The sequence below is a fragment of the Pseudomonas lundensis genome (assembly GCF_002269125.1).
GTDB lineage: Bacteria > Pseudomonadota > Gammaproteobacteria > Pseudomonadales > Pseudomonadaceae > Aquipseudomonas > Aquipseudomonas lundensis_A.
This window is the reverse complement of the sequence record NZ_NQKI01000052.1, coordinates 1-25,198: the sequence shown is the minus strand read 5'-3', so window position 1 is coordinate 25,198 and position 25,198 is coordinate 1. Positions and strand designations below refer to the sequence as shown.

Sequence of the window (25,198 nt, the reverse complement as noted above, 5' to 3'; positions counted from 1 at the left end):
CGGGATGGAGCAGTCTGGTAGCTCGTCGGGCTCATAACCCGAAGGTCGTCGGTTCAAATCCGGCTCCCGCAACCAAATATCGAAGAAGGCCACTTGGAAAAGTGGCCTTTTTTGTGCGCGTATGTTTTTACCCCTTTTTTCACGCAAACCCGGCTATTTCGACCGCCGAGTCAATTAGGCGTTGACACATTTGAGTTCCTCTGTAGAATGCGCCCACACAGACGCGGGATGGAGCAGTCTGGTAGCTCGTCGGGCTCATAACCCGAAGGTCGTCGGTTCAAATCCGGCTCCCGCAACCAAACATCGAAGAAGGCCACTTGAAAGAGTGGCCTTTTTTGTGTGCGCTCAAAAAGTGATCAACAGACGTTCATTGACATGAAACGACATATTTCTGAAAGTTCGGCCGCCTATACTCGGCACCAACAACTCCTCCTCTTTTCAACCTCTCAACCTGAACCTCAGGCAAACGGCTGAAAGTATTTCAAAATATTTTAACCAAAAGGATTGGTAACTTGAGTCGATGCATCCATCCTGTCGCGCACGATCCACGAGGTGATTGATGCTCGATAACTCGCCACTCCCAAAAGACTCCGTTACTGCAGCCCAGCCCATTGCTGCGGCACGTTTGCGCTGGCTGGATTTGCTGAGCAAATACCGCCAGCCCATTGGACTTGCGCTCACCCTGCTGTTATTCGCAATCGCCCTGATCGCGTGTCGACACTTGCTCAGTGAGCTTGACCTGAACGCATTGCACGACTCGATTCTGGAAGTCCCCAAACCCGCCCTGTTTGGCGCCGTGACCGCGACAGCCGTCGGCTTTTTTATCCTGCTGGGGTACGAGTGGTCAGCCAGCCGCTACGCAGGTGTCAAACTGCCACCCAAGACCTTGGCGCTGGGCGGGTTCACGGCCTTTGCAATCGGCAATGCCATCGGGCTGTCGCTACTCTCCGGCGGATCGGTTCGCTACCGTTTATATGCCCGCGAAGGCGTGGGCGCTTCAGAAGTCGCGCACATGACACTGTTCGCCAGCTTGTCACTGGGGTGCGCGTTGCCGCCGCTGGCAGCGTTGGCAACATTGAGCAACTTGCCCGCCGCCTCTGCCGCCTTGCACCTTCCTGCCTCTGTGCTAGGGGCGATTGCCGCAGCAGTGCTGGCGTTGTTCGGCTTGCTGGCGCTGGGTATTTATCGCCGGCGCCTGCCCGAGCAACCAATCCCGGACAATCTGCTGGTCAAAGCCGGCCGACGCACCCTGCGCCTGCCCAGCCCGCGCCTGACGCTGCTTCAACTGGTGATCACCGCACTGGACGTAGCTGCCGCCGCCACGGTGCTTTATCTGTTATTGCCCGAAGCACCGCCCTTCGGCGCCTTCCTGCTGGTTTACCTGCTGGCCCTCGCGGCAGGCGTGCTCAGCCACGTGCCGGGCGGTGTCGGCGTATTCGAAGCGATTCTGCTCGCTGCCTTTGCCAATCAACTCGGTGCTGCCCCACTGGCGGCGGCCTTGCTGCTGTATCGCATGATCTATGTGATTTTGCCGCTGTTGATCGCCTGCTTGCTGCTGTTGATCAATGAAGCCCAACGCCTGATCCAGACCCGTCAAAGCCTGCGTGTAGCCTCTGGACTTGCAGCACCCATTCTGGCGATTCTGGTGTTTATGTCCGGCGTGGTGCTGCTCTTCTCTGGCGCCACACCTGAAATCGACACGCGTCTGGAGCATATCGGTTTTCTGATTCCCCATCGCCTGATTGACGCCTCGCACTTTGGTGCCAGCCTGATTGGCGTGCTTTGTTTATTGCTGGCTCAGGGCCTGCGCCGACGCCTGTCGGCGGCCTGGATGCTGACCACCATTTTGCTGCTGGTCGGTGCCGTGCTGTCACTGCTTAAAGGCTTCGACTGGGAAGAAGCCTGCATCCTGACCCTGACTGCCAGTTTGCTGGCCCTGTTTCGCCGCTCGTTCTACCGCCCGAGCCGTTTGACCGAATTGCCCTTCTCACCGCTTTATCTGGTCGCCAGCGTCTGCGTATTGGCGGCTTCGATCTGGTTGCTGCTGTTTGCTTATCAAGACGTGCCCTATAGCCATCAACTGTGGTGGCAGTTCACGCTGGACGCCGATGCGCCTCGCGGGTTGCGCTCGCTGTTGGGCGCCGCTGTGGTGCTGGTCATTGTGTCGCTGACCTGGTTGTTGCGCACGGCCCGGCCGGTGATCCACCTGCCGGATGCCAGCGAGCTGGAACGCGCAGAGAAAATCCTCCTCGCCTCCGACCAGCCAGACGGCGGCCTGGCCCTGACCGGCGATAAAGCGCTGCTGTTCCACCCGGACAACAATGCTTTCCTGATGTATGCCCGACGCGGTCGCAGCCTTGTTGCCCTGTATGACCCTATCGGTCCCAATCAGCAACGCGCCGAGTTGATCTGGCAGTTCCGCGACCTGTGCGACACCTTCCACGCCCGACCGGTGTTTTATCAGGTGCGCGCTGAAAACCTGCCCTTCTACATGGACATCGGCCTGACGGCGATCAAGCTCGGCGAAGAAGCCCGGGTCGACCTGCATCGCTTCGATCTCGAGGCTAAAGGCAAAGAGATGAAGGACCTGCGCTACACCTGGAACCGCGGCACCCGCGACGGGCTGTCACTGGAGATCCACGAGCCAGGAGAGGCGCCAATGGCCGAGTTGAAGGTGATTTCTGATGCTTGGCTCACCGGCAAAAATGTGCGTGAGAAAGGCTTCTCGCTGGGGCGTTTCAGCGAGGACTACATCCGCCACTTTCGGGTGGCGATCATTCGTTTCGAAGGCAAACCGGTGGCCTTCGCCAACCTGCTCGAAACCCACAGCCATGAGCTGTCGAGCCTTGACCTGATGCGCGCGCACCCGGACGCACCGAAGCTGACCATGGAATTCATGATGGTCGGCCTGATTCAGCACTACAAAAAGCACGGATACGCCCGCTTCAGCCTGGGCATGGTGCCGTTGTCCGGCCTGCAGCCCCGTCGCGGCGCGCCCTTGACCCAACGCCTGGGTTCAATGCTGTTTCAGCGCGGCGAGCACCTGTACAACTTCCAGGGATTGCGCCGCTTTAAAGACAAATTCCAGCCCGACTGGGAACCTCGATATATGGCCGTGCCTGCCGGGCTTGATCCGCTGGTGGCACTGGCTGATACCGCCGCCCTGATTGCGGGCGGCTTGACTGGATTGGTGAAACGTTAATGAAACATCGTTCCTGGCGGTTTTTGCTGGTAACTCTAGTGGTCGTTGTAGCACTGGCTGCAAGCGGTTATGCGTGGTGGAACCGCCCTGCGTCTGAACCGACAATCGAGCACGTCAGTCAAACGGATGGATCCACACTGACGAACGTCATGCCGGGCGAAAAGGCCAGGGCGCACGTCGTTATCGCCACGCCCGCTGACGAAGCACTGAATGACAAACAACTGCTGGCATTGAGCCGTGGTGGTGCCGCACAGCTGGTTCAGGTGATCCTGCCCAAGGATGACTGCACACTTCAACAGCAAGCCCTGCAACGCGCGCTGAGCCAACTCAAAGGGCCTGCCACGCTGGTCAGCGGCATTGGTCCCGGTGCCAGCCTGGCGTGGCGTTGGTTGGCCGGGCAAACCAGTGACAATGCCCGGGCGGTGTCAGTGGACTTCAAATTGGAGCAGCCGGGATGCCCTCAGCCATTACCCACCTCAGCGGCCCATGGCAACTGGCTGGTCGCCTGGAACGATAATCCCGATGACCCGAGCGCTGCGTTTGTACGCGATCAACCGAACGCCCAGACCAGCATCAGCGATTACGACATCCACTTCCCGCAGGTATTGAGCAACGAACTGCGCAAGCTTCTCGTCGGCAACCAAAATGGCGGCCTGAACATGCCCGTGGTTGAGGTGCCTGCAGGTCAACAAAACAACACCGTGACCCTGTTTCTGTCCGGTGACGGCGGTTGGCGTGACCTGGACCGCGACGTGGCGGGCGAAATGGCCAAAATCGGTTACCCGGTGGTGGGCATCGACATGCTGCGCTACTACTGGCAGCACAAAACTCCGGAGCAAAGCGCCACCGATCTGACAGAACTGATGCAGCACTATCGTCAGAAATGGGGCACACAACGCTTTGTATTGGTCGGCTACTCCTTCGGCGCTGACGTACTGCCCGCCACTTACAACCGTTTACCGCAAGCCGAGCAGAATCGTGTCGATGCCATTATGTTGCTGGCTTTCGCGCGCAGCGGCAGTTTCGAAATCCATGTCGATGGCTGGCTAGGTAAAGCAGGCGCAGAAGCCGATACCGGCCCGGAGATGGCCAAACTGCCCGCGGCCAAAGTGGTGTGCATCTATGGCGAAGAGGAAGTAGACGAAAGCGGCTGTACGGCCAAAACGACCGTGGGCGAAGGCCTGAAGCTGCCCGGCGGGCATCACTTTGATGAAAACTACCCGGCCCTGGCCCAACGCCTGGTGAACCTGATCAAGAAACATCAGACCGCCGCGCAATAACGTTAATAACGCCGACAGCCGCACACAAAAAAGCCCGACCGCTTACGAGGTCGGGCTTTTTTTGTCAGGCTAGATCTCGACCTGGGTGCCCAGTTCGATCACCCGGTTAACCGGCAGCTTGAAAAACCTCAGATTTCCGTTGGCGTTTTTCAACATGAACGCAAACAACCCTTCGCGCCAGCGCGCCATGCCCACCAGTTTGGAGGGAATAACGGTCTCGCGACTGAGGAAGTAAGTGGTGCGCATCGGGCTGAAATCCAGCTCATCGAGATGACACAGCTTCAATGCTTGCGGCACATCGGGCTCGTCCATGAAACCAAAATGCAGGATCACCCGAAAAAAACCATCGCCATACGCGTCCACTTCAAAACGCCGTTCTGCTGGCACTCGCGGCGAGTCTTCGTTGACCACCGTCAACAGCACCACTTGCTCATGCAATACCTGGTTATGCAGCAGGTTGTGCAGTAGCGCGTGGGGCACGGCGTCCGGCCGTGCAGTCAGGAACACCGCCGTGCCTTGCACGCGGTGCGGCGGCTGCACGCGAATGCTGCTGATGAACAACGGCAACGGCAACGCGTTTTCGTCCAGCCGGTCCACCAGCAATTGTTTGCCGCGCCGCCACGTGGTCATGAGCACGAACAATACGATACCTGCCAGCACCGGAAAGGCCCCGCCCTGTACGATTTTTGGAACGTTGGCAGCGAAAAACAGACCGTCCACCAACAGAAAACCCACCAAAATCGGCACTGTGAGGACCGGCGGCCACTTCCACAACAACAGCATCACTGCCGATACCAGAATGCTGGTAATCAACATGGTACCGGTCACCGCCACGCCATAAGCTGACGCCAGCGCGCCCGAGGACTCAAAGCCCAGCACCAGCAGAATCACACCGACCATCAACGACCAGTTCACGGCACCAATGTAAATTTGGCCCTGTTCGTCACTCGACGTGTGCTGGATATGCATGCGCGGGATGTAACCCAACTGAATGGCCTGCCGAGTCAGGGAGAACGCCCCGGAAATCACCGCTTGCGACGCAATCACCGTGGCCAGCGTGGACAGCACCACCAAAGGAATCAGCGCCCAACTCGGGGCCAGCAGATAAAACGGGTTACGCGCAGCTTCCGGATTTTCCAGCAGTAGCGCTCCCTGACCGAAGTAGTTCAGCGCCAGCGCGGGCAACACCAGAATGAACCAGGCCCGGGCAATCGGCTTGCGCCCGAAGTGCCCCATGTCGGCATACAGCGCTTCGGCACCGGTCAAGGCCAGTACCACCGCGCCCAGAATGGCCACGCCCATGCCCGGGTGCGACACAAAGAAACGCACGCCCCATATCGGGTTAAGCGCGTGGAGCACTTCAGGGTGTTGCGCGATTCCGTGGATGCCCAGCCCGCCCAGCACCACAAACCACACCACCATCACCGGACCAAACAGCTTGCCGATACTGGCCGTGCCATGGCGCTGAATCAAAAACAGTAACACCAGCACAATCAAGGCCAGCGGCACCACCCAGTGCTCCAGCCCGTCAAATGCCAATTCAAGGCCCTCGACCGCCGACAATACGGAAATGGCCGGGGTGATCATGCTGTCGCCGTAAAACAGCGACGCACCGATCAGCCCAAGGATCACCAGCATCGTGCGCAGTTTCGGATAGGGCGATGCGGCCCGACGCGCCAGTGCTGTCAGGGCCATGATGCCGCCCTCACCCTGGTTGTCGGCGCGCAAAATGAACAGCACGTACTTGATCGACACCACCCAGATCAGCGACCAGAGGATCAGCGCCATAATTCCGAATACGCCGTCGTGGTTGACTTGAACCCCGTAAGCACCAGAAAACACCTCTTTGAGGGTATACAACGGGCTGGTACCGATGTCGCCGTACACCACCCCGACTGCCGCAACCAGCATCCCAATCGGCCGGGCAGCTGAGTGCCCGCCTTCTGCCGCCTGACTACTTGCCTGCCCCATCAACCACTCCTACAACTCTGGTCTACGTTTCTTAATGGCGAGCGCTACGCTTGATCGGCAGCATGCGCTGATTGTCTGACTGTTATCTACGAAAAATCGCAGGTTAAAAACCCTACTTTCGCAACGGCGCGCAGCATAGCGCAGCACTCGTCGTAAATCCCCGTATAACGCTGGTCAACTGCGTAGACCATAGCTAAAATTGCGCACTTTTTTCACTAGAGGCGCATCAAGCGTCCGTTCGTCGTGCAGCCTTTACGGGCATGTAACGTCACTACATACCGAGGTTCGCCATGTCCACCGTTACCACGCCAGCCAACCCCAAGGTTGGCTTCGTCTCTCTGGGTTGCCCGAAAGCGCTGGTCGACTCCGAGCGCATCCTGACGCAGCTGCGTATGGAAGGCTACGATGTCGTTTCAACTTACCAAGACGCCGACGTCGTGGTGGTCAACACCTGCGGCTTCATCGATAGCGCGAAGGCTGAATCGCTGGAAGTCATCGGCGAAGCCATCAAGGAAAACGGCAAGGTCATCGTGACCGGCTGCATGGGCGTCGAAGAAGGCAACATCCGTAACGTGCACCCAAGCGTGCTGGCCGTAACGGGCCCTCAACAGTACGAGCAAGTGGTCAACGCCGTGCACGAAGTCGTGCCACCGCGTCAGGATCACAACCCGCTGATCGATCTGGTGCCGCCACAAGGCATCAAGCTGACCCCGCGTCATTATGCGTACCTGAAGATTTCCGAAGGCTGCAACCATAGCTGCAGCTTCTGCATCATTCCCTCGATGCGCGGCAAACTGGTCAGCCGTCCGGTCGGCGACGTACTGGACGAAGCTCAGCGCCTGGTCAAGTCCGGGGTTAAAGAGTTGCTGGTCATCTCCCAAGACACCAGCGCATACGGCGTGGACGTTAAATACCGCACCGGCTTCTGGAATGGCGCTCCCGTCAAAACCCGCATGACCGAGCTGTGCGAGGCCTTGAGCACGCTGGGTGTCTGGGTGCGCTTGCACTACGTCTACCCGTACCCGCACGTGGACGAGCTGATTCCTTTAATGGCGGCGGGCAAAATCCTGCCGTATCTGGACATTCCGTTTCAGCACGCCAGCCCTAAAGTGCTCAAGTCGATGAAGCGCCCGGCGTTCGAAGACAAGACCCTGGCACGCATCAAGAACTGGCGCGAAATCTGCCCGGACCTCATTATCCGCTCTACCTTTATTGTCGGCTTCCCAGGCGAGACCGAAGAAGACTTCCAGTACTTGCTGAACTGGCTGACTGAAGCACAACTGGACCGCGTAGGTTGCTTCCAGTACTCGCCGGTAGAAGGCGCACCGGCCAATGATCTGGACCTGGACGTCGTGCCGGACGAGATCAAGCAGGATCGATGGGATCGTTTCATGGCGCACCAGCAAGCCATTAGCGCTGCACGCCTGCAGATGAAAATCGGCAAGGACATTGAAGTCCTGATCGACGAAGTGGATGAGCAAGGCTCGGTTGGCCGCTGCTTCTTCGATGCACCGGAAATCGACGGCAATGTGTTTATTGCCACCGAAAAAGACATCAAGCCGGGTGACAAGATCATGTGCCGCGTCACGGATGCGGACGAATATGACTTGTGGGCTGAAGCGCTGTAACACGCAATCAGCCCTCAAAAAGCCCTGCCGCGCTCGCGTCAGGGCTTTTTTTACGACTATTGTTTAGTGATCAACTTCATCATGGATGGGAGACACGCGCAGAATGAAGCCGACTTGGGTCGTTCAAACACCGGGGCTTAAAGATTTCAACGAACTTGCCACTGTATGGGAAGCATCCGTTCGCGCTACCCATGACTTTTTGCCCCGCAGCTACATTCAAGAACTCAGAGAACTGGTGGAGCATCGTTACCTGGATGCGGTGATGCTCATTTGCTGCCGCGACCCAGTGCATAAACGCATTGCGGGGTTTGCCGGGGTAGCTGCACGCAAAGTCGAAATGCTGTTTATTCACCCGGATTATCGGGGGCTCGGCGTGGGAAAAAGCCTGTTGATGTATGCCATCAATGAACTGAACGCGTCCGAACTCGACGTGAATGAGCAAAATCCGCAGGCCCTCGGTTTTTACCTGAATCAAGGCTTTGAAATCATCGGCCGCAGTGAAACGGACGGTCTGGGCGAACCTTATCCACTGCTGCACCTGCGATATAAGCGCGCAACCCGGACCCAGAACAAATGTTGCCGGGCTTAACCGGCCCGAGGCGGGTACAATAGTCGCCCAATTACATTACGGCCCTTGTCATGTCTGAACCGATACGTCTCTCCAAACGCCTCATCGAACTCGTCGGCTGCTCCCGCCGTGAGGCCGAACTGTTCATTGAAGGTGGCTGGGTCACGGTAGATGGCGAAGTCATCGACGAACCGCAGTTCAAAGTCGACAACCAAAAAGTCGAGCTGGATCCGCAAGCCAAGGCGACCGCGCCGGAGCCCGTAACCATCCTGCTGAATGCCCCCGCCGGTCTCGACACTGACAGTGCCATGGCCCTGATTGGCCCGGACTCACTGAGCGAAGAACACCGGTATGGCAAGCGCCCGCTCAAGGGGCACTTCCTGCGCCTGAGCGTTGGCAATGAGCTACAGGCCAATGCCAGTGGTCTTCTGGTGTTCACTCAGGACTGGAAAATCGTCCGCAAACTGACTGCCGACGCGAGCAAGATCGAGCAGGAATACGTGGTCGAAGTCTCGGGTGAAATGGCGCCTCATGGCTTGAATCGTCTCAACCATGGCATGACCTACAAGGGTCGCGAGCTGCCTGCCGTCAAAGCCAGCTGGCAAAGTGAAAACCGCCTGCGCTTTGCGATGAAAAACCCGCAGCCGGGGGTGATCGCCCTGTTTTGCCAGGCCGTGGGCCTGACCGTGATTTCAATGCGGCGCATCCGTATTGGTGGAGTGTCCATGGGCAAGCTGCCCGTCGGGCAATGGCGCTACATGACAGCCAAAGAAAAGTTTTAAATACTGCTAAAGCCCCACATTTCGACACCGCAGCACGCCTGCGGTGCTCACTGCTGAATATCAGGATTGCCCACATGATTCATAACGACGTACTGCGCAGCGTGCGCTACATGCTCGACATCAGCGACAACAAGGTGGTCGACATCATCAAGTTGGGTGGTCTGGACGTCACCAAAGAAGACGTGCTGACTTACCTGAAGAAAGACGAAGAAGAAGGTTTTGTGCGTTGCCCGGACAGCGTCATGGCGCATTTTCTGGATGGACTGGTGATCTTCAAGCGCGGTAAGGATGAAAGCCGCCCGCCAGTACCGGTGGAACTGCCCGTGACCAACAACACGATTTTGAAAAAGCTGCGCGTGGCCTTCGAACTGAAAGAAGACGACATGCACGCTATCTTGAAGTCAGCCGGTTTCCCGGTGTCCAAACCAGAACTGAGCGCGCTGTTCCGCAAGTTTGGTCACACCAATTACCGCACCTGTGGCGATCAGTTGCTGCGCAACTTCCTCAAGGGCCTGACCTTGCGTGTGCGCGGCTAAACACTGACGTGTAAACAGCCCATGTCACCGTTGCCCAGGGTTTCAACTTCATGACCTACAGCGTTTCCCCCATCGGCTATGTGCGCTCCTGCTTCAAGGAGAAATTCGCCATCCCGCGCCAGCCACAACTGGCGCCTGCTGCCCGTGGCGTACTGGAACTGGTCGCCCCGTTCAATCAGGGTGAGGCTGTACAAGGTCTCGAACAGGTCAGCCACGTCTGGTTACTGTTCGTGTTCCATCAGGCCCTGGAGGATAAGCCACGACTCAAGGTGCGCCCGCCGCGCCTGGGGGGCAACACCTCGATGGGGGTCTTCGCGACCCGCGCTACGCATCGTCCGAATGGTATTGGCCAGTCCGTGGTCAAGCTGGACAAGGTCGAGGCTGACCGGCTGCATATCTCGGGCATCGACCTGCTTGATGGCACACCGATTCTCGATATCAAACCCTATGTCCCATACGCAGACATCATCGCCAGCGCCAGTAACTGCATGGCCAGTGCTGCGCCGGTGCTGATTCCTGTGATCTGGACCGACACCGCGCTGCAGCAGGCGCATACCCATGGTCTACGTCTTCAGGAACCGCTGGTGGAACTGATTGAACAGTGCCTGGCCCAAGACCCGCGTCCGGCTTACCAGACGCCAACAGCGCAACGTGAATACGGTGCACAGTTTTGGGACCTGGATGTGCGCTGGCACTATCCCGAGCCCGGCAAAATCTGTGTGCTAGAGGTCATTGCCGCCGGTTAAGCGCCAGACAGCAAAAAGCCCGCGCAGTCTTTTGGACCCCGCGGGCTTTTTGTTGAACGAAACGGGTTACTTCTCGACGAAGGCACGCTCGATCAGGTAATCACCCGGCTCGCGCATGCGCGGCGAGACTGTCAGGCCGAAGCTGTTCAGCACTTCACTGGTTTCGTCCAGCATGCTTGGGCTGCCGCACAGCATGGCGCGGTCGTCCTGCGGATTGATTGGCGGCAGGCCGATGTCACTGAACAGTTTGCCACTGCGCATCAGGTCAGTCAGACGGCCCTGGTTTTCAAACGACTCGCGAGTAACCGTCGGGTAGTAGATCAACTTTTCGCGTACTGCCTCACCGAAAAACTCGTTCTGTGGCAAGTGCTCGGTGATGAATTCGCGGTAAGCGACTTCGTTCACATAGCGCACACCGTGGCACAGAATGACCTTTTCAAAACGCTCGTAGGTTTCCGGGTCTTGAATCACACTCATGAAGGGCGCAAGGCCGGTGCCGGTGCTCAGCAGGTAAAGATGCTTGCCCGGCTTCAAATCGTCCAGCACCAGCGTCCCGGTAGGCTTTTTGCTGATGATGATCTCATCGCCTTCCTTCAAGTGCTGCAACTGGGAGGTCAGCGGGCCATCCGGCACCTTGATGCTGAAGAATTCCAGATGCTCTTCCCAATTGGGGCTGGCGATCGAATAGGCGCGCATCAGCGGACGGCCGTTGGGTTGCATCAGGCCGATCATCACGAACTGACCGTTCTCAAAGCGCAGGCCCGGGTCGCGGGTGCACTTAAAGCTGAACAGGGTGTCGTTCCAGTGGTGAACACTGAGGACACGTTCGTGGTTCATGTTGCTCATCTACGGGGCTCCTAATTTCGCCTGCGCTGATTATGGGCGCGATTGCATAGCATTCTAATGGCGAGGACAATATCTGTTAACTGAATTATCAAGATAAGGGTTATCGGTTATATCGATATGCGATTTACTCTCAGACAACTCCAAGTGTTCGTCACAGTAGCCCAACAAGAGAGCGTGTCGCGCGCTGCTGGCTTGTTGGCCCTTTCACAATCGGCTGCCAGTACCTCGATTACCGAACTGGAGCGCCAGACCAGTTGCCAACTGTTCGACCGCGCCGGCAAGCGCTTGAGCCTCAACGCATTGGGGCGCCAGTTGCTGCCCCAAGCGGTCGCGCTGCTGGATCAGGCCAAAGAAATCGAAGACTTGCTCAACGGCAAATCCGGTTTTGGCTCACTGACTGTGGGCGCAACCCTGACCATTGGTAACTATTTGGCCACGTTGCTGATCGGCAGCTTCATGCAGGCCCATCCCGAGAGCCAAGTGAAACTGATCGTACAAAACACGGCGCATATCGTGCAGCAAGTAACCCACTATGAAATTGATCTGGGTCTAATTGAAGGCGACTGTAGCCATCCGGACATCGAAGTACAGAGCTGGGTGGAAGATGAACTGGTGGTGTTTTGTGCACCGCAGCATCCGTTGGCTACCCGGGGTCATGCCACCCTGCAGGAGCTGACCCGCGAAGCATGGATCCTGCGTGAGCAAGGGTCCGGCACGCGCCTCACCTTCGATCAGGCGATGCGCCATCACCAAAGTGCGCTCAACATTCGCCTTGAGCTGGAGCACACCGAAGCGATCAAGCGCGCCGTCGAATCGGGGCTAGGCATTGGTTGCATCTCCCGCCTGGCCCTGCGCGACGCCTTTCGACGTGGCAGTTTGGTTGCGGTTGAAACCCCCGAACTGGACCTTGCGCGGCAGTTTTACTTCATCTGGCATAAAAAGAAGTACCAGACCTCTGCCATGCGCGAGTTTTTGGACCTGTGCCGCGCATTCACCGCCGGCGTACACCGCAGCGACGAGATCGTACTGCCTAATATTGCTTAAAGCAGGATCACCGCCCACACCACTGCAATCAGGGTCAGCACCACAAACTGCGCGGCGCTGCCCATGTCTTTGGCGTTTTTCGACAGCGGGTGCAAGTCGAGGGAGATACGGTCGATCGCCGCTTCGATGGCCGAGTTAATCAACTCAACAATCAGGGCCAACAAGCAAACCGCAATTAATAACGCGCGCTCTACCCGACTGACACTCAGGAAAAACGTCAATGGGATCAGCACCACGTTGAGCAACACCAACTGACGAAACGCTGCTTCGCCGGTAAAGGCCGCACGCAGGCCGTCCAGCGAATAGCCGCCAGCGTTCAAAATCCGTTTAAAACCGGTTTTCCCTTTAAAAGGCGACATAGATAAGTAACTGCGTAAGAAATGAGAAAAGGACGCTAGATCACGCATCGTCAAAAAAGCGTGAAGAGCGGCCGATTAATGGCTCGAAATTGACTCCAGTTGTTGCAAAAGCAACGCCGCCTGGGTGCGAGTTCGTACCCCCAGTTTGCGAAAAATCGCCGTCACGTGAGCCTTGATGGTCGCTTCCGACACGCTCAGCTCATAAGCAATCTGCTTGTTCAACAAACCTTCACAGACCATGGTCAGCACTCGAAACTGCTGCGGCGTCAAACTGGCTAACCCTTCGCTGGCCGCTTTGGCTTCAGCAGACACTTGAACCTCTTCAAATGCCTGGGGCGGCCACGACACATCGCCATCCAGCACCACGCGCACGGCTTGTTGAATCTGTTCCAGAGAGCTGGACTTCGGAATAAATCCGCTGGCACCGAACTCTCGGGAGCGCACCATCACCGACGCATCTTCCTGGGCAGAAACCATGACCACAGGGATTTGCGGGTATTGCCCGCGCAACAGTACCAACCCGGAAAACCCGTAGGCACCCGGCATGTTCAAATCGAGTAGCACCAGATCCCAATCCGCCTTGATGGCCAGCTGTTTTTCCAGCTCGGCAATACTGGCGACCTCTACCAGACGAACATCCGGTCCCAGCCCCAATGTCACCGCCTGATGCAAGGCGCTGCGGAACAAGGGATGGTCGTCGGCAATCAGGATTTCGTATGTGGCCATTTTTTAAATGATCCCGTTTCAGGCGAGTACTGAGTCATTCCAGTATCCGCTAAGGCAACTTGAGCAACAGTGTCAACACAGTGCGTCAAAGGGCGCGTTTTACGCTAAACGTCGCGAAATATAAGGGTTTGAACAGCAACAGCGCCCGAATCGGCGCCAAGCATGCCCAGCGAATGCAAGAGGGTCAAGGATAAAACCGATGTCGTCTTTGAGCCCTGTCAGACATTCAGCACACCTACAAGGCCGCGACTCTTTGACACACCCTGTCATTGCCGAAAATTGTAGCGCTACTTCTTTAGTCTATTGAGAGCGATTCTGACGAAGGTCTTTTACAGAAAACGTCCAGCTCACGATGCGCTGCGCTGCTTTCGTTGATCGGCAACTGATTGCGGGCATCGAGATAGTGCTGACTGAACACATCGAAGTAAGCGTCAAGCGCAGTGGAGGCCTGGGTGTCGCCGGCCAGATCAAGGCACAGACTCGCGACTTCGGCGGTGCATAAATGCTCGCTGCGGGTAGAGCGGCGCAGCCGATAGCGCGACAAACGTTCGGGCAACAGGCTCAGGATCGGCAACCGATCAAAGTAAGGGCTTTTGCGAAAGATCTTGCGCGCTTCCGTCCAGGTAGCATCCAGCAGGATAAACAACGGACGCTTGGCAGTGTCGAGTTTAACGCTGTGGGTCACGCGTTCAGGCTCTACATATTCCCCAGGAAACACCAGATAAGGTTGCCATTGCGGGTCGGACAGTAATGCCAGCAAGCCTGGATCGGTGTCAGTGCGCGACCAAATGAAGGCATAGTTATCGCTCACCACATCCGCAATCAACCACCCGGTATTACTCGGCTTGAACACTTCCTTTTTGGTCATGATCAGGCACACGCCCGCCCGCGTGCTGACCTGCGGTCGCCAACGGCACAAGCAATGACTCGCGATCACGCGGCAGGTAGGGCAACGGGGCGCGCGAGAGCCGCGTGACAAGTAGGGTTTGGTGCTTTCCTCTTCTCGCTCGTCTCGTAAACGGGCGACTGCATTCGGGGAAAAAGTCATCAGGGTCATGTTTTTTACTTAGGGGGGGCAGATCGTCCGTCGCCTCGGGTGAGCGCAGGAACCGATTCGCTGAACAAAGGCGCGCAGTCTAACAGAGGCCATGCCCTGACGGAGCCGCCCATGACGTGAGGCATTTCCTGACAGCGCAGGCTGACCTATACTCCCGCGCCACTGAACGCATAGACCTGTGGCGGGTCAAAGCCTGCGTCACTGAATCAGGAGAGTTTCATGCTGCGCTATATCATTCCGACCGTTGCTCTATTGCTCGCACTGCCTTTAGGCGCACAAGCGGCCTCTCTTGCAGAATTCAACCTGAACAAAAACCTGCTCAAAGTTGCCGAAAAAAATAACGAAGGCAAACCACGGGCGATCAACGCCGACTTGCTGGACAAAGGTTTCACCGTTGAAGGCAAGGTACTGATCAACAACCTTGAAGCAAGTCCGAACCTCGCAGCCCAGATGCGCTCCGCACCTGAAGCGGCCATCCCCCAACTGGGCCGCAGTGTTTGCAGCAATCCAGGCTTCCGCAAGCTGATGGCCAAGGGGGCAATCATGCGTTTCAACATCAGGGAATATAAAACCAACAAGCCCGTGTTGGTTCAGGACATCGGCGCCGACAACTGTCAGCGCAAGAAATAACGGTTTAGCACTGTATCCCCGCACGCCGTACTCCGATACGGCGTGATCACTCCCTGCGTTTTTAACGATTCTTCATGCGCTTCAAGTAATTAGCGGTTGCCAGCCTCAGCGGTGCAAGACCATCATCAGGCCATCACTTTTGACACTGTGTGTCTGCGCTGTCTCATTCGCAGCGCCCAAAGGATGTTGTGCTGAAGGAGTCGTACATGCCTGATCAATCCCATGAGCCCCTGCCTTTCGAATCTGAGCACTTGAGCCTTGAAATTGCGGCGCAAGTAGACGCTCAACTGCAGTTGATAGCCCCTGAGAGCCCAAACCGCGCGCTCTATCGCGAAATGCTGATGACCGTGTTGCGCATGGCACACGACGACCTTGATCGCTGGAATGCCAAAATCACACTGCAAGCCATACGCGAACTGGAAAAGACTTTCCGGGTACTGGAGCAGTTCCGGGGCCGACGCAAAGTGACAGTCTTTGGTTCTGCGCGAACCCCCATTGAAGATCCGCTGTATGCATTAGCCCGAGAAGTAGGGGCCACGCTTGCCCGATCAGACTTCATGGTCATCACCGGCGGCGGTGCTGGCATCATGGCAGCCGCCCATGAAGGCGCAGGCGCTGATCACAGCCTGGGCTTCAACATCACCCTGCCCTTCGAACAGCGCGCCAACCCCACCATTCTCGGCACGCCCAATCTGCTGGCGTTTCACTTCTTCTTCACGCGCAAACTGTTCTTCATCAAAGAGGCAGACGGGCTGGTAATGTGCCCCGGAGGTTTCGGCACGCTGGATGAAGTGCTGGAAGTGCTGACGCTGATTCAAACGGGAAAGACGCCGCTTGTACCTGTGGTGCTGCTGGACATACCAGGCGGAACCTTCTGGCAAAGCGCGCTGGACTTCGTTCGCGACCATCTCGAAGCCAATCATTACATCTTGCCCAACGATCTCAAACTGATGCGACTGGTTCACACCCCTGAAGAAGCCGTGGCGGAGATCAATCAGTTCTATAACAACTTCCACTCCACCCGCTGGCTGAACAAAATATTTGCCGTGCGCATGAAACGTCCGCTTACTGAAGAGGCGTTGCATGAAGTTCAACAAGCGTTTGCAGACATTTGCCTGAGCGATGGTTTCCACCAGCAGATTGACGATGAGCCGGACTTCAACCATTTGACTCGTTTAAGTTTTGCGTTCAGTGGCCGCAATCAAGGCCGCCTGCGTGAATTGGTTGATTTTATAAACCTGTCACGCAACTGGGCTGAACAACGGAATGCTGACTGTAGCCAAGGGATGGGAACAACCTGCATTTAACGCAATGCAGTGGAACCGGGGGACTTACCGCTCAACACTGCCTTTGCCAGCGACAGCAGCTGTTATCTGTCGCTGGCAAGGGGGGGGGACGCGTGCTAATCATCACACTCCCGACCGCTAAGCAGTCGGCTAATCATTTCAAGCGAATAGCCGCGATAGCTCAAGAAACGCCCCTGACGAGCGCGCTCCTTGAGGTCTTCGGGCATGCACCCTGAAAACTTTCGCTGCCACGTATCCTTTAGCTGCTCCTGCCAGTTGATTTCAGACTCACGTAATGCTTCTTCCACATCCCCACGCGATAACCCCCGCTGGTTAAGCTCTTCACGAATACGTAAAGGGCCGTAACCGGAACGGGCGCGATAGCGGATATAGCTTTCGAGGTAACGCGACTCTGACAACAGCCCCTCTTCCGTTAAACGGTCGAGGGCGATGTCGATCATCTCAGGACAAGCGCCGCGCTGACGCAACTTGCGCGTCAGCTCAACTCGACCGTGCTCGCGGCGGGCGAGCAGGTCCATTGCGGATCGCCGAATGGCGGTGAGGTCTTCCAGAACAGCTGTCATGGCTCAATCAGTTGCTGTCGTCGTCCGAACCGGTGTTTTCAAGCTCCATCTCGGCCGCTTCCTGCTCCGCAGCCGCTTGCTTGGCCGCCTTGCTCATTTTTGGCATGACTTTCATTTCAGCCAGTTCGCTTTCAGTCTTAGGGCCAAGCAGCTTGTCCCGCAGTTGTTTCTCAAGAGTGGCCTTGATGTCCGGGTTCTCATCGAGGAACTTGGCCGAGTTGGCCTTGCCCTGACCGATTTTGCTGCCCTGGTAGCTGTACCAGGCACCGGCTTTTTCAACGAAACCGTGCAATACGCCCAGCTCGATCATCTCGCCATTGAGGTAGATACCCTTGCCATACAGAATCTGGAATTCTGCCTGGCGGAAGGGTGGCGCCACTTTGTTCTTGACCACTTTGACCCGAGTTTCGCTACCGACTACCACGTCGCCTTCTTTCACCGCACCGGTACGACGGATGTCCAGTCGAACCGAAGCGTAGAACTTCAGGGCGTTACCACCGGTAGTGGTTTCCGGGCTACCAAACATCACACCGATTTTCATACGGATCTGGTTGATGAAGATCACCAGGCAGTTGGCGTTTTTGATGTTGCCGGTAATTTTGCGCAGGGCTTGCGACATCAAGCGGGCTTGCAGACCCACGTGGGTATCGCCCATGTCGCCTTCAATTTCTGCTTTAGGTGTCAGTGCCGCCACGGAGTCGATAATGATCACGTCAACCGCATTGGAGCGCACCAGCATGTCGGTGATTTCCAGTGCCTGTTCGCCGGTATCAGGCTGCGAAACCAGCAGATCGTCAACGTTCACACCAAGCTTGGCGGCATACTCAGGGTCCAGTGCATGCTCGGCATCGACGAATGCGCAGGTGGCGCCCGCTTTTTGAGCTTGTGCGATAACGGACAGGGTCAAGGTCGTTTTACCGGAAGACTCCGGACCGTAGATCTCAACAATACGGCCCTTTGGCAGACCGCCAATGCCCAGCGCGATGTCCAGACCCAGCGAACCGGTAGAGATAGCCGGAATGGCCTGGCGGTCCTGATCGCCCATCAGCATCACGGCGCCTTTGCCGAATTGACGTTCGATCTGACCCAAGGCCGCAGCCAAGGCTTTCTTCTTGTTGTCGTCCATTAAAGTCCTCTCGTAATCAATAAGGCCTGGCGGCCGATAACTGTATAAGTAGCCAGTATTATTCCACAGGGTTTCAGGATCGCCTACCCCTGATTTTTTATTTCGCTTACCGTTCGGCGTATTAACCCTTCCAGAGCCGCTTTAACAGTTTGTCGGCGGACGTCGTCGCGATCTCCCGGGAAGTGCCTGCACTCGGCAGAAACTTCACTGCCAACCCCCCACGCCAACCAGACGGTGCCTACCGGTTTGTCCGGCGAACCGCCGCCCGGCCCGGCAACACCGCTGACCGCAACGGAAAAACGCGCGCCACTCTGCGCTTGTGCGCCACGTGCCATGGCCTCTACCACTTCACGGCTGACAGCGCCGACTTGGCCGAATAATGGCTCGGGCACTTGCAATTGCCTGGTTTTCTGCTGATTGGAATAGGTCACAAACCCGGCTTCAAACCAGGCCGAACTGCCTGCGATACGGGTAATGGCTTCTGCAATTGCACCACCGGTGCATGATTCGGCCGTCGTGACCTGCGCATTAAGAACCTGCAACTGACGCCCAAGTTCAGCCGCAAGCTGAGTTAATTCGTCCACGATCGCCTCCTTTTAAGCGCTCACTCGGGCCACTAAGCTACACGACCCACATTCGGCTCGCCACGGGCCGGGCATGACCTCAGGAAGTGAATGTCACACAGCTCGCCAAGGCTAGCCGTCAACCCCCAAACGCTTTGCGGCCCAACGCTGATACAGGCTGATGGCAGCATCTGCACCCGCCAACGCGGTCAAACATCCCAAGGCGCCTGCCGCCCACACCGACATGCCTGCCGAATAAAGCAGCATGAACGTCGAGACACCGCACACCATGCAAGCTCCAGAGCGCAACGCCAGGCGGCGCACCAGCGGCCAACCGCTGGCGCCTTCTTTGTCTGCGCGCCACATTTCTCCAAAAATACCGCCTACCAGTGCCAGAAGAATGACCAGCAACACCGGCATATCCAACAAAACTTGCGGATCATTCATCGCTTCATCACTCCTGAGTCCTTATCGAAAAGCGTCAATGTCTGACTTTTAGGCTGAACACTTGACGCTCCTCTCGCACCACATCCTTGCGTAAGGTCGACCTCTGCAGCCAGAAACCAAGACTATGCCTGTATGAATATACAGTCAATGCACTGATGCATATTTCTTGTTTTCACTTATCTGAGTCAGCACGAATCGCTGGACGGGCAGGAAATATCCTTAGGATAGAAAAGGCCTATTGACAGTAGGCCTTGGAGGGGAAACAGGTCTAACGGGCGTACATGCCCCACCAAAACACATGACCGAGAATCACCAGTTGCTCGTCCTCAAGGTCGGCATAGTGATAATCCTCATCCGGATACTCGTCGCGGTTAAAGCTGCGCAAACGCAGACCTGATGCCAGGCGGTACAGCTGTTTTACTCGAAGCTCGCCATTGTGGTTGATTGCATAAAGATCGCCATCCACGACATCGTCCATTGAACGTTTCCCGGCGTTGACCCCAACTGTTGCGCCGTCACGCAGGACCGGCAGCATACTGTCGCCGCGAACCGTTACACATTTCGCTTGATCGAACTGCACGCCATTGTGGCGCAGGCTGCGCTTCCCAAAACGCAATTTGGCCCGCTCACTTTCCTCGATGGCAAAACGCCCCGAGCCTGCCGCGAGCTCAACTTGGCGCAAGAACGGAATCGACACCTCATCGTCAGCCACGGGGGTATCGTCATCCCACAGGCAAATATCACGCAGCTCCGGATGCAGCGGCTCGGCGTAAGGCGCAGGGTCCTCACGACCGCGCAGACGGTCGGTGCTGATATTGAAATAAGCGGCTATTTTTGAAAGATGACGGTCAGACGGTTCGGCAATCTTGCCACTCAAAATTCTGGACAACGTGGATTGCGGGACACCCGTGATGCGGTGCAACGCCATGGCACTGATGTGGTGCCGCGCGAGCAACTCTTTAAGGACGATTGAAACAGTACGTTTAGGCATGCGCGGAATATTGCTGGGCAAGCACCCGGTTGGCAAATCCTAATTCTTCTCTTTATAGCAACACGCCGGACTGACCCCAGCATGCCTGTAGATGCAAGGCGCTGGCATGTTAACCTTGCGCCCATTGCCATAAAGCTGTGCCTGGCACCCGCTTTTCACTCCTCTCTATAAATGAATCCGCCTAAGCCCTGATGAGTAAAAATACTTCCGACCTGTCCTCTCACACACCGATTGTGCAGCAGTAAAGACCTCCAATTGCCGCAGAACCTGCAGTATCAGGGCTTGCAGCTACATTTAGCCCCGCCTTCAGCGAAAACCATTTGGCATTGAAAGGCATCTTTTAGCCTGTGGTTTGCCCCAAAAATGCCCCCGCCTTTTGTACGTCTCAGGCTTGGCATGTGCTTAACGTGAGCGAAAGTGGGTGATCCTTTTCCGACGCTTTTTTGGTTTGAAAACGCGCCACAGCCCTATTCCTTAGGTATTAAATCGGTATCTGTTTAAACACAGAGACCCACACATGCCGACACATACACCCAAAAAATACCTAATCAGCCACACCTCGCTGCAGCACTGCTTTGACAAGAGCCGTTCCGGCCTCGAAAAGCTCCGCGAAATCGATCCCAGCTTCCCTCGCCCCATCAAATTTGGTCTGAGCAAACAGGCTGGGGTCTACTTCGTCGTCGCGGAGGTCGAGGCCTGGCTGGAGCGCAAGATCAGTGAGCGTGATGATGTCGCACTGGATCTCGCCGGGCGAGAAGAGCAATGACTACACACGAGCAGATACCATCTTTCTTGGCAGAGATGCCCGCGCCGGCACTTGCCGCATACATGAACCCTAACATTGCGCCAAAGCCACTCCCTAGCGGGTTGTCCAGGGTCATACCCTGGCGTGATGAACTATTGCCTACTGCTATTCAGGAGTACGTGCGGGATGTTGCTGAACGTACCCAGTGCCCACCTGATTTTGTTGGGGTCGCGCTTATCGTGGCAGTCAGCACCGTAGTCGGGCGCAAATTCACCATCTACCCGAAACAAAACGATGACTGGATGGTCGTTCCAAACCAGTGGGGCGTCATCATCGGACGACCGTCTGCAATGAAAACGCCTGCACTCAAACAAGCCCTGCTTCCATTGCGCGCATTGGATGCCAAAGAGCGAGAACGCTACAGCCAAGCTCAAGCCGAGCACAAGGCCGCTAGCGAGTTTTACGACATGAAGCGCAATGCAGCCAGGTTAAAAGCCAGAAAGCTTTACAGTGGTGGTGACGAGAATGCAGCTCAGGAAGAACTGAAACGTCACTCAAGCGAGAACCCGCCCCCAATCCAGCGGCGCTACATCGTCAACGACGCAACGGTCGAAAAACTCGGCGAGCTGCTCAACGAGAATCCAAACGGCCTAGTAGTTGAGCGTGACGAGCTGGGGGGCTGGCTGGCAACGATGCAGAGCGAAGATGGCTCGGTTGCGCGAGCATTTTATTTGGAATGTTTCGACGGCAACGGCTCATTCACCTATGACCGTGTTGGCCGAGGAACCATTTATATCAAGTCATGTTGTTTATCGTTGATCGGTGGAATTCAACCCTCACGAATTGCGTCCCTCGTAAACGCTGCCGTCAGCGGCGAACTGGATGACGGCCTGATTCAGCGCCTGCAGCTGGCGGTATATCCCGACGATGTTCGAGAGTGGCGCTATATCGACCGTTGGCCGAACAAAATCGCCGCTGAGCGCGTCTCGGAGGTTATCGAACAGCTCGACCAGATACCTGATGAGCCTCACTCTGCCCTCAGATTTACTCCAGAAGCGCAGGAGAAGTTTATCGCCTGGTATACCTCCCACATGCAAGCAAGCCGGAGCGATCATCTTCACCCCGCATTGCAATCCCATTACCTGAAAATACCGAAAACCATTGCAGGCTTGGCCCTCCTATTTGAGCTGATTGAAGGCGGACGGGAAGCCGTGGGCGCTAAGTCCACTGAACGCGCCATCAGCTGGGCGAAATACCTGATGAGCCACGCCCAGCGGCTGTACGGAGCGGCAATCAACGCACCACTAATCGCTGCGCGACTGATTCTGGAGCGCCAGCAGAAATTGCCCGAGGCATTTACTGCCCGAGAGGTGCGTCAGAAGGATTGGACGGGATTGGGCTCGCAAGACGCCGTGAATAATGCGCTCGCAATTCTGGTTGAACACGACTTCATCGTTGGCTACGAGGTTGCCGGTGAGAAAGGTGGCCGCCCATCGACACGCTATGTCTGGCGAAAAACGTTGCCTTGACCCGACGGGTGCACTCAAAAGACCATCAAAGCCACCTACAAAACCTACGAAACTAAGTTCTGTAGGTTTTGTAGGCACCGTTTCCTAGTTGGGAGAAGTAATTCAGCGCTCAAATTGACGTACCTGAACGCTGGAAACAACCGCCAGTACCTGCTAGCCGACCGCTTTGAATCTGCCGAATCAGGCCGGAGTCGGCCATAAGCGGACCCTCAGGAGCGCCCGCCTTCGGCCAATAGCGGTCATCGACCGTCAACTAAAGCAGGGGCGACTCAACATGAGCGCCGGAAAAACTCTAGCTTTGGGCCTCGTCGTCAGCGCAGGCTCATACCCATCCTGGGTTAGCACCTTTGCTTTAATGTCAATGTGTTAACTGCGACAGCCGGGATAGTTGTCGCGGCTGATCTACGCGTTAAGGATTAGCCTCGGCCAAGCCTGCTTCAATGAAGCGCACCGAACTCTCCATGGCCTGCTGACCTTCTGGCAGCATGGTGGCGTAGAAGTGCCAGGCGTGGAACATCGCAGGCCATACTTCCAGGTTTACGCGAACGCGGTTATCAGCCAGGTGAGTTGCAAGGCGCATTGCATCACTCAACATCAGCTCGTTCTCGCCGATCTGCACCAGGATTGGTGGAAGACCGGTGACGTCCGCGAACACAGGTGAGGCCAGAGGATGATTGGCCAATGTGTCGCCTAGGAATGCTCTGGCGAGGATGTCCAGGACAGGCTTGGAGTTCAGAGGATCCAGACCTTCACGGTTGCTCATGGAAGCACCGGTGTGTTCAAGGTTCGCCCATGGTGAGATGGAGGAGCCAACCGCAGGCAATGGAAGCCCTTTCGACTTAGCAGCAACCATGATGCTGACAACCATCGCGCCGCCAGCCGACTCGCCAGAGAACGCAATTTTGTTAGCTGGGATTTTCTGCTCAAGCAGCCATTCGTAGGCGCGCAATGTGTCGTCAACAGAGGCTGGGAACTTGTGCTCAGGAGCAAGACGATAGTCTGGCATGTACACACGAGCACCGAGCATTTTCGCGTAATTGCCTCCGATGCCGTGGTAGCCGTCTGGACGACCTACAATGTAGGCGCCGCCGTGGATATACATCACTACTGCGTCAGTTTTGATCTCGTCCGGGGTAACCAGTGTGCCGGGGACGCCGCCCATGTTGACTGCTTCGAATTTAACGCCAGCTGGCGCTGGATTTTGCGCGAGCATTTTTGCGTAAGAGTCGCGGATGTCGCTCATTTTTGTGGTGGTATCAATTCCCTTAAGAACGGGTACCAGATCGCTAAGGCTGTTGGCCCAGGTTTGGACGGCTGCTTGGACTTTAGTGTTCATAATGACCTCAATTGATCGATGGGAGTGGATTAGCTAATTGAGATACTATGCTTAGTATTGGGGAATAGGGTTCCCCATAACAGGTGCTAAGCCGCCCGAACGTTGAGACCCTTGAGGCCCCATGGAACTCCATAACCTGAATGATATCGCAGCGTTTGTAAGCTCGGTAAACGCTGGAAGCTTCACTGCGGCGGCCAAGCAGCTTGGCCTTACGCGCTCTGCAGTGGGGAAGTCGATAGTCAGGCTCGAGGCTCGTTTACAGGTACGTTTACTGAATCGTACTACGCGCAGTTTAAGCATGACGGATGACGGCCAGGTTCTGTATGAGCGTTGCGTGGGCGTTCTTCAGGATCTGGACGACGTGGAGGATGCCCTTGCGTTTCGTCGTTCAACACCCAGTGGGCGACTGCGGATGAGCCTGCCGGTAGCATTAGGCAGACTTCATGTCCTTCAGCACATCGAGTGCTGTCTTAAGGATTGGCCCTCCTTGAGCGTCGATATCACATTTTCCGACAGGCTGGTCGATCTGATCGATGAGGGATTTGATTTGGCCATGCGCATCGGGCCACCGAAGGAAGACTCTCGGTTGCTCACGCGTACCGTGGCCTATCAACAAATGATTACCTGCGCTTCACCCAAGTATCTGGCTGAGCATGCCGAGCCCAAAACGCCTGAGGATTTGTCCGAGCACCAGTGCCTGCATTTCGTGAGCGGTGGGAGATTGCTTCCTTGGAATTTTCGCGTGAATGGTAGCTCCGTGCCCGTTACTCATGGTGGAAGGCTACAGATGGACAGTGCTGAGTCATTGCACCAGTCAGCTGTCGCTGGCCTAGGCATCGCGACTCTTCCTTCCTATGTGGTAAATGACGATTTGAGGAGCGGCAAACTCGTTCAATTGCTCGCAGGGTATGCAGAGGCCGCAGAGCCTATTCGGGTGATTTACCCTAGCAAGCGACATCTCTCTCCAAAAATTCGTCTCTTCATCGATAAGCTTGTGGAGGCTTGGTCGCCTTGTCCGCCATGGGAGCGTGATTCGGCAATTCCTACGTTTGCACCCTAAGCGAAGCCGTCTGGCTGAACCGACGCTCAGACACCCTAGATCACCTCGACCTTAATCATGGCGTCTGTATTTCCAACAGTGTAGTGGTCAACTAATCCCGGACACGACGTTAAGTTTTTTCTCGGCCTGAGCCGGCGTTAGCCCGCCATTAAATTG

Annotated in this window: 24 protein-coding genes and 1 tRNA gene; 14 read left to right on the top strand and 11 right to left on the bottom strand. The window is 56.3% G+C overall.

Features of this window, described 5'->3' with window-relative positions; all coding sequences use genetic code 11:
* Window positions 1–222: 222 nt before the first annotated feature.
* The 3 genes from CJF39_RS21455 to CJF39_RS21445 all read left to right on the top strand — a co-directional run bounded on the left by CJF39_RS21455 (window position 223) and on the right by CJF39_RS21445 (window position 4,482).
* Window positions 223–299, top strand: a tRNA-Met gene (locus tag CJF39_RS21455).
* Between the two features lie 260 nt (window positions 300–559).
* On the top strand, window positions 560–3,202 hold the full coding sequence (mprF, locus tag CJF39_RS21450; protein ID WP_094995221.1) for a bifunctional lysylphosphatidylglycerol flippase/synthetase MprF: 2,643 nt from the start codon (window positions 560–562) through the stop codon (window positions 3,200–3,202).
* Window positions 3,202–4,482, top strand: a complete 1,281-nt coding sequence (locus tag CJF39_RS21445) for a virulence factor family protein (protein WP_094995220.1) — start codon at window positions 3,202–3,204, stop codon at window positions 4,480–4,482. Before mprF ends, CJF39_RS21445 begins: the two co-directional genes overlap by 1 nt.
* Window positions 4,483–4,551: 69 nt before the next feature.
* On the opposite strand, the gene CJF39_RS21440 is transcribed toward CJF39_RS21445, so the two are convergent.
* A complete protein-coding gene (locus CJF39_RS21440; RefSeq protein ID WP_094995219.1) occupies window positions 4,552–6,453 on the bottom strand; it encodes a potassium transporter Kup in 1,902 nt (633 codons plus the stop codon).
* Between the two features lie 290 nt (window positions 6,454–6,743).
* Between CJF39_RS21440 and rimO the strand changes: the two genes are divergently transcribed.
* The 5 genes from rimO to tsaA all read left to right on the top strand — a co-directional run bounded on the left by rimO (window position 6,744) and on the right by tsaA (window position 10,713).
* A complete protein-coding gene (gene rimO / locus CJF39_RS21435) occupies window positions 6,744–8,081 on the top strand; it encodes a 30S ribosomal protein S12 methylthiotransferase RimO (RefSeq protein WP_094995218.1) in 1,338 nt (445 codons plus the stop codon).
* 103 nt (window positions 8,082–8,184) lie between these two features.
* On the top strand, window positions 8,185–8,670 hold the full coding sequence (locus tag CJF39_RS21430) for a GNAT family N-acetyltransferase (protein ID WP_094995217.1): 486 nt from the start codon (window positions 8,185–8,187) through the stop codon (window positions 8,668–8,670).
* 50 nt (window positions 8,671–8,720) lie between these two features.
* A complete protein-coding gene (locus CJF39_RS21425) occupies window positions 8,721–9,431 on the top strand; it encodes an rRNA pseudouridine synthase (RefSeq protein WP_047274154.1) in 711 nt (236 codons plus the stop codon).
* 74 nt (window positions 9,432–9,505) lie between these two features.
* Window positions 9,506–9,967 (top strand): DUF1456 family protein, encoded by a 462-nt coding sequence (locus CJF39_RS21420; RefSeq protein WP_094995216.1) that lies wholly within the window; start codon window positions 9,506–9,508, stop codon window positions 9,965–9,967.
* Window positions 9,968–10,017: 50 nt separating this feature from the next.
* Entirely contained in the window at window positions 10,018–10,713 is a 696-nt protein-coding gene (tsaA, locus tag CJF39_RS21415; protein ID WP_094995215.1) for a tRNA (N6-threonylcarbamoyladenosine(37)-N6)-methyltransferase TrmO, read from the top strand.
* A 66-nt stretch (window positions 10,714–10,779) separates the two neighbouring features.
* Here tsaA and fpr read toward each other — a convergent pair whose 3' ends face one another.
* Window positions 10,780–11,559, bottom strand: a complete 780-nt coding sequence (fpr, locus tag CJF39_RS21410) for a ferredoxin-NADP reductase (RefSeq protein WP_094995214.1) — start codon at window positions 11,557–11,559, stop codon at window positions 10,780–10,782.
* A gap of 117 nt (window positions 11,560–11,676) precedes the next feature.
* Here fpr and CJF39_RS21405 point away from each other — a divergent pair, with 117 nt between their 5' ends.
* A complete protein-coding gene (locus CJF39_RS21405) occupies window positions 11,677–12,603 on the top strand; it encodes a LysR family transcriptional regulator (RefSeq protein WP_094995213.1) in 927 nt (308 codons plus the stop codon).
* On the opposite strand, the gene CJF39_RS21400 is transcribed toward CJF39_RS21405, so the two are convergent.
* The 3 genes from CJF39_RS21400 to CJF39_RS21390 form a co-directional block, all read right to left on the bottom strand.
* Window positions 12,600–12,962: a diacylglycerol kinase gene (locus tag CJF39_RS21400; protein ID WP_047274143.1), complete on the bottom strand. Its 363-nt coding sequence runs from the start codon at window positions 12,960–12,962 to the stop codon at window positions 12,600–12,602. The two genes, CJF39_RS21405 and CJF39_RS21400, sit on opposite strands and share 4 nt — an antisense overlap.
* 75 nt (window positions 12,963–13,037) lie before the next feature.
* Window positions 13,038–13,688, bottom strand: coding sequence for a response regulator transcription factor ErdR (gene erdR / locus CJF39_RS21395; protein WP_094995212.1), 651 nt, complete (start codon window positions 13,686–13,688; stop codon window positions 13,038–13,040).
* Between the two features lie 295 nt (window positions 13,689–13,983).
* Window positions 13,984–14,736 carry a tRNA-uridine aminocarboxypropyltransferase gene (locus tag CJF39_RS21390; RefSeq protein ID WP_094995223.1) on the bottom strand — a complete coding sequence of 251 codons (753 nt, stop codon included), beginning with the start codon at window positions 14,734–14,736 and terminating at the stop codon, window positions 13,984–13,986.
* 228 nt (window positions 14,737–14,964) lie between these two features.
* Between CJF39_RS21390 and CJF39_RS21385 the strand changes: the two genes are divergently transcribed.
* Together CJF39_RS21385 and CJF39_RS21380 are read left to right on the top strand one after the other, a co-directional pair.
* A complete protein-coding gene (locus CJF39_RS21385) occupies window positions 14,965–15,375 on the top strand; it encodes a PA3611 family quorum-sensing-regulated virulence factor (protein ID WP_094995211.1) in 411 nt (136 codons plus the stop codon).
* A 206-nt stretch (window positions 15,376–15,581) separates the two neighbouring features.
* Window positions 15,582–16,682, top strand: coding sequence for a TIGR00730 family Rossman fold protein (locus CJF39_RS21380; protein WP_094995210.1), 1,101 nt, complete (start codon window positions 15,582–15,584; stop codon window positions 16,680–16,682).
* 95 nt (window positions 16,683–16,777) lie between these two features.
* Here CJF39_RS21380 and recX read toward each other — a convergent pair whose 3' ends face one another.
* The 5 genes from recX to CJF39_RS21355 all read right to left on the bottom strand — a co-directional run bounded on the left by recX (window position 16,778) and on the right by CJF39_RS21355 (window position 20,372).
* Window positions 16,778–17,245 (bottom strand): recombination regulator RecX, encoded by a 468-nt coding sequence (gene recX, locus CJF39_RS21375; protein WP_094995209.1) that lies wholly within the window; start codon window positions 17,243–17,245, stop codon window positions 16,778–16,780.
* A 7-nt stretch (window positions 17,246–17,252) separates the two neighbouring features.
* Entirely contained in the window at window positions 17,253–18,371 is a 1,119-nt protein-coding gene (gene recA, locus CJF39_RS21370) for a recombinase RecA (RefSeq protein ID WP_047292548.1), read from the bottom strand.
* Between the two features lie 83 nt (window positions 18,372–18,454).
* Entirely contained in the window at window positions 18,455–18,955 is a 501-nt protein-coding gene (locus CJF39_RS21365; protein WP_094995208.1) for a CinA family protein, read from the bottom strand.
* Window positions 18,956–19,066: 111 nt separating this feature from the next.
* A complete protein-coding gene (locus CJF39_RS21360) occupies window positions 19,067–19,381 on the bottom strand; it encodes a phage holin family protein (RefSeq protein WP_094995207.1) in 315 nt (104 codons plus the stop codon).
* A 268-nt stretch (window positions 19,382–19,649) separates the two neighbouring features.
* Window positions 19,650–20,372, bottom strand: coding sequence for a LexA family transcriptional regulator (locus CJF39_RS21355; protein WP_094995222.1), 723 nt, complete (start codon window positions 20,370–20,372; stop codon window positions 19,650–19,652).
* Window positions 20,373–20,889: 517 nt separating this feature from the next.
* Here CJF39_RS21355 and CJF39_RS21350 point away from each other — a divergent pair.
* Both CJF39_RS21350 and CJF39_RS21345 read left to right on the top strand, forming a co-directional pair.
* Entirely contained in the window at window positions 20,890–21,138 is a 249-nt protein-coding gene (locus CJF39_RS21350) for a helix-turn-helix transcriptional regulator (protein ID WP_047280122.1), read from the top strand.
* 134 nt (window positions 21,139–21,272) lie between these two features.
* Window positions 21,273–22,646, top strand: a complete 1,374-nt coding sequence (locus CJF39_RS21345; protein WP_170942716.1) for a YfjI family protein — start codon at window positions 21,273–21,275, stop codon at window positions 22,644–22,646.
* Window positions 22,647–23,055: 409 nt separating this feature from the next.
* On the opposite strand, the gene CJF39_RS21340 is transcribed toward CJF39_RS21345, so the two are convergent.
* Window positions 23,056–23,982, bottom strand: coding sequence for an alpha/beta hydrolase (locus CJF39_RS21340; RefSeq protein WP_016779374.1), 927 nt, complete (start codon window positions 23,980–23,982; stop codon window positions 23,056–23,058).
* Window positions 23,983–24,103: 121 nt separating this feature from the next.
* On the opposite strand from CJF39_RS21340, the gene CJF39_RS21335 reads away from it, so the two are divergent.
* The gene (locus CJF39_RS21335; RefSeq protein ID WP_016779375.1) at window positions 24,104–25,042 is read left to right on the top strand and encodes a LysR family transcriptional regulator; all 939 of its coding nucleotides are present in this window, start codon (window positions 24,104–24,106) and stop codon (window positions 25,040–25,042) included.
* The last annotated feature ends 156 nt before the right edge of the window (window positions 25,043–25,198 follow it).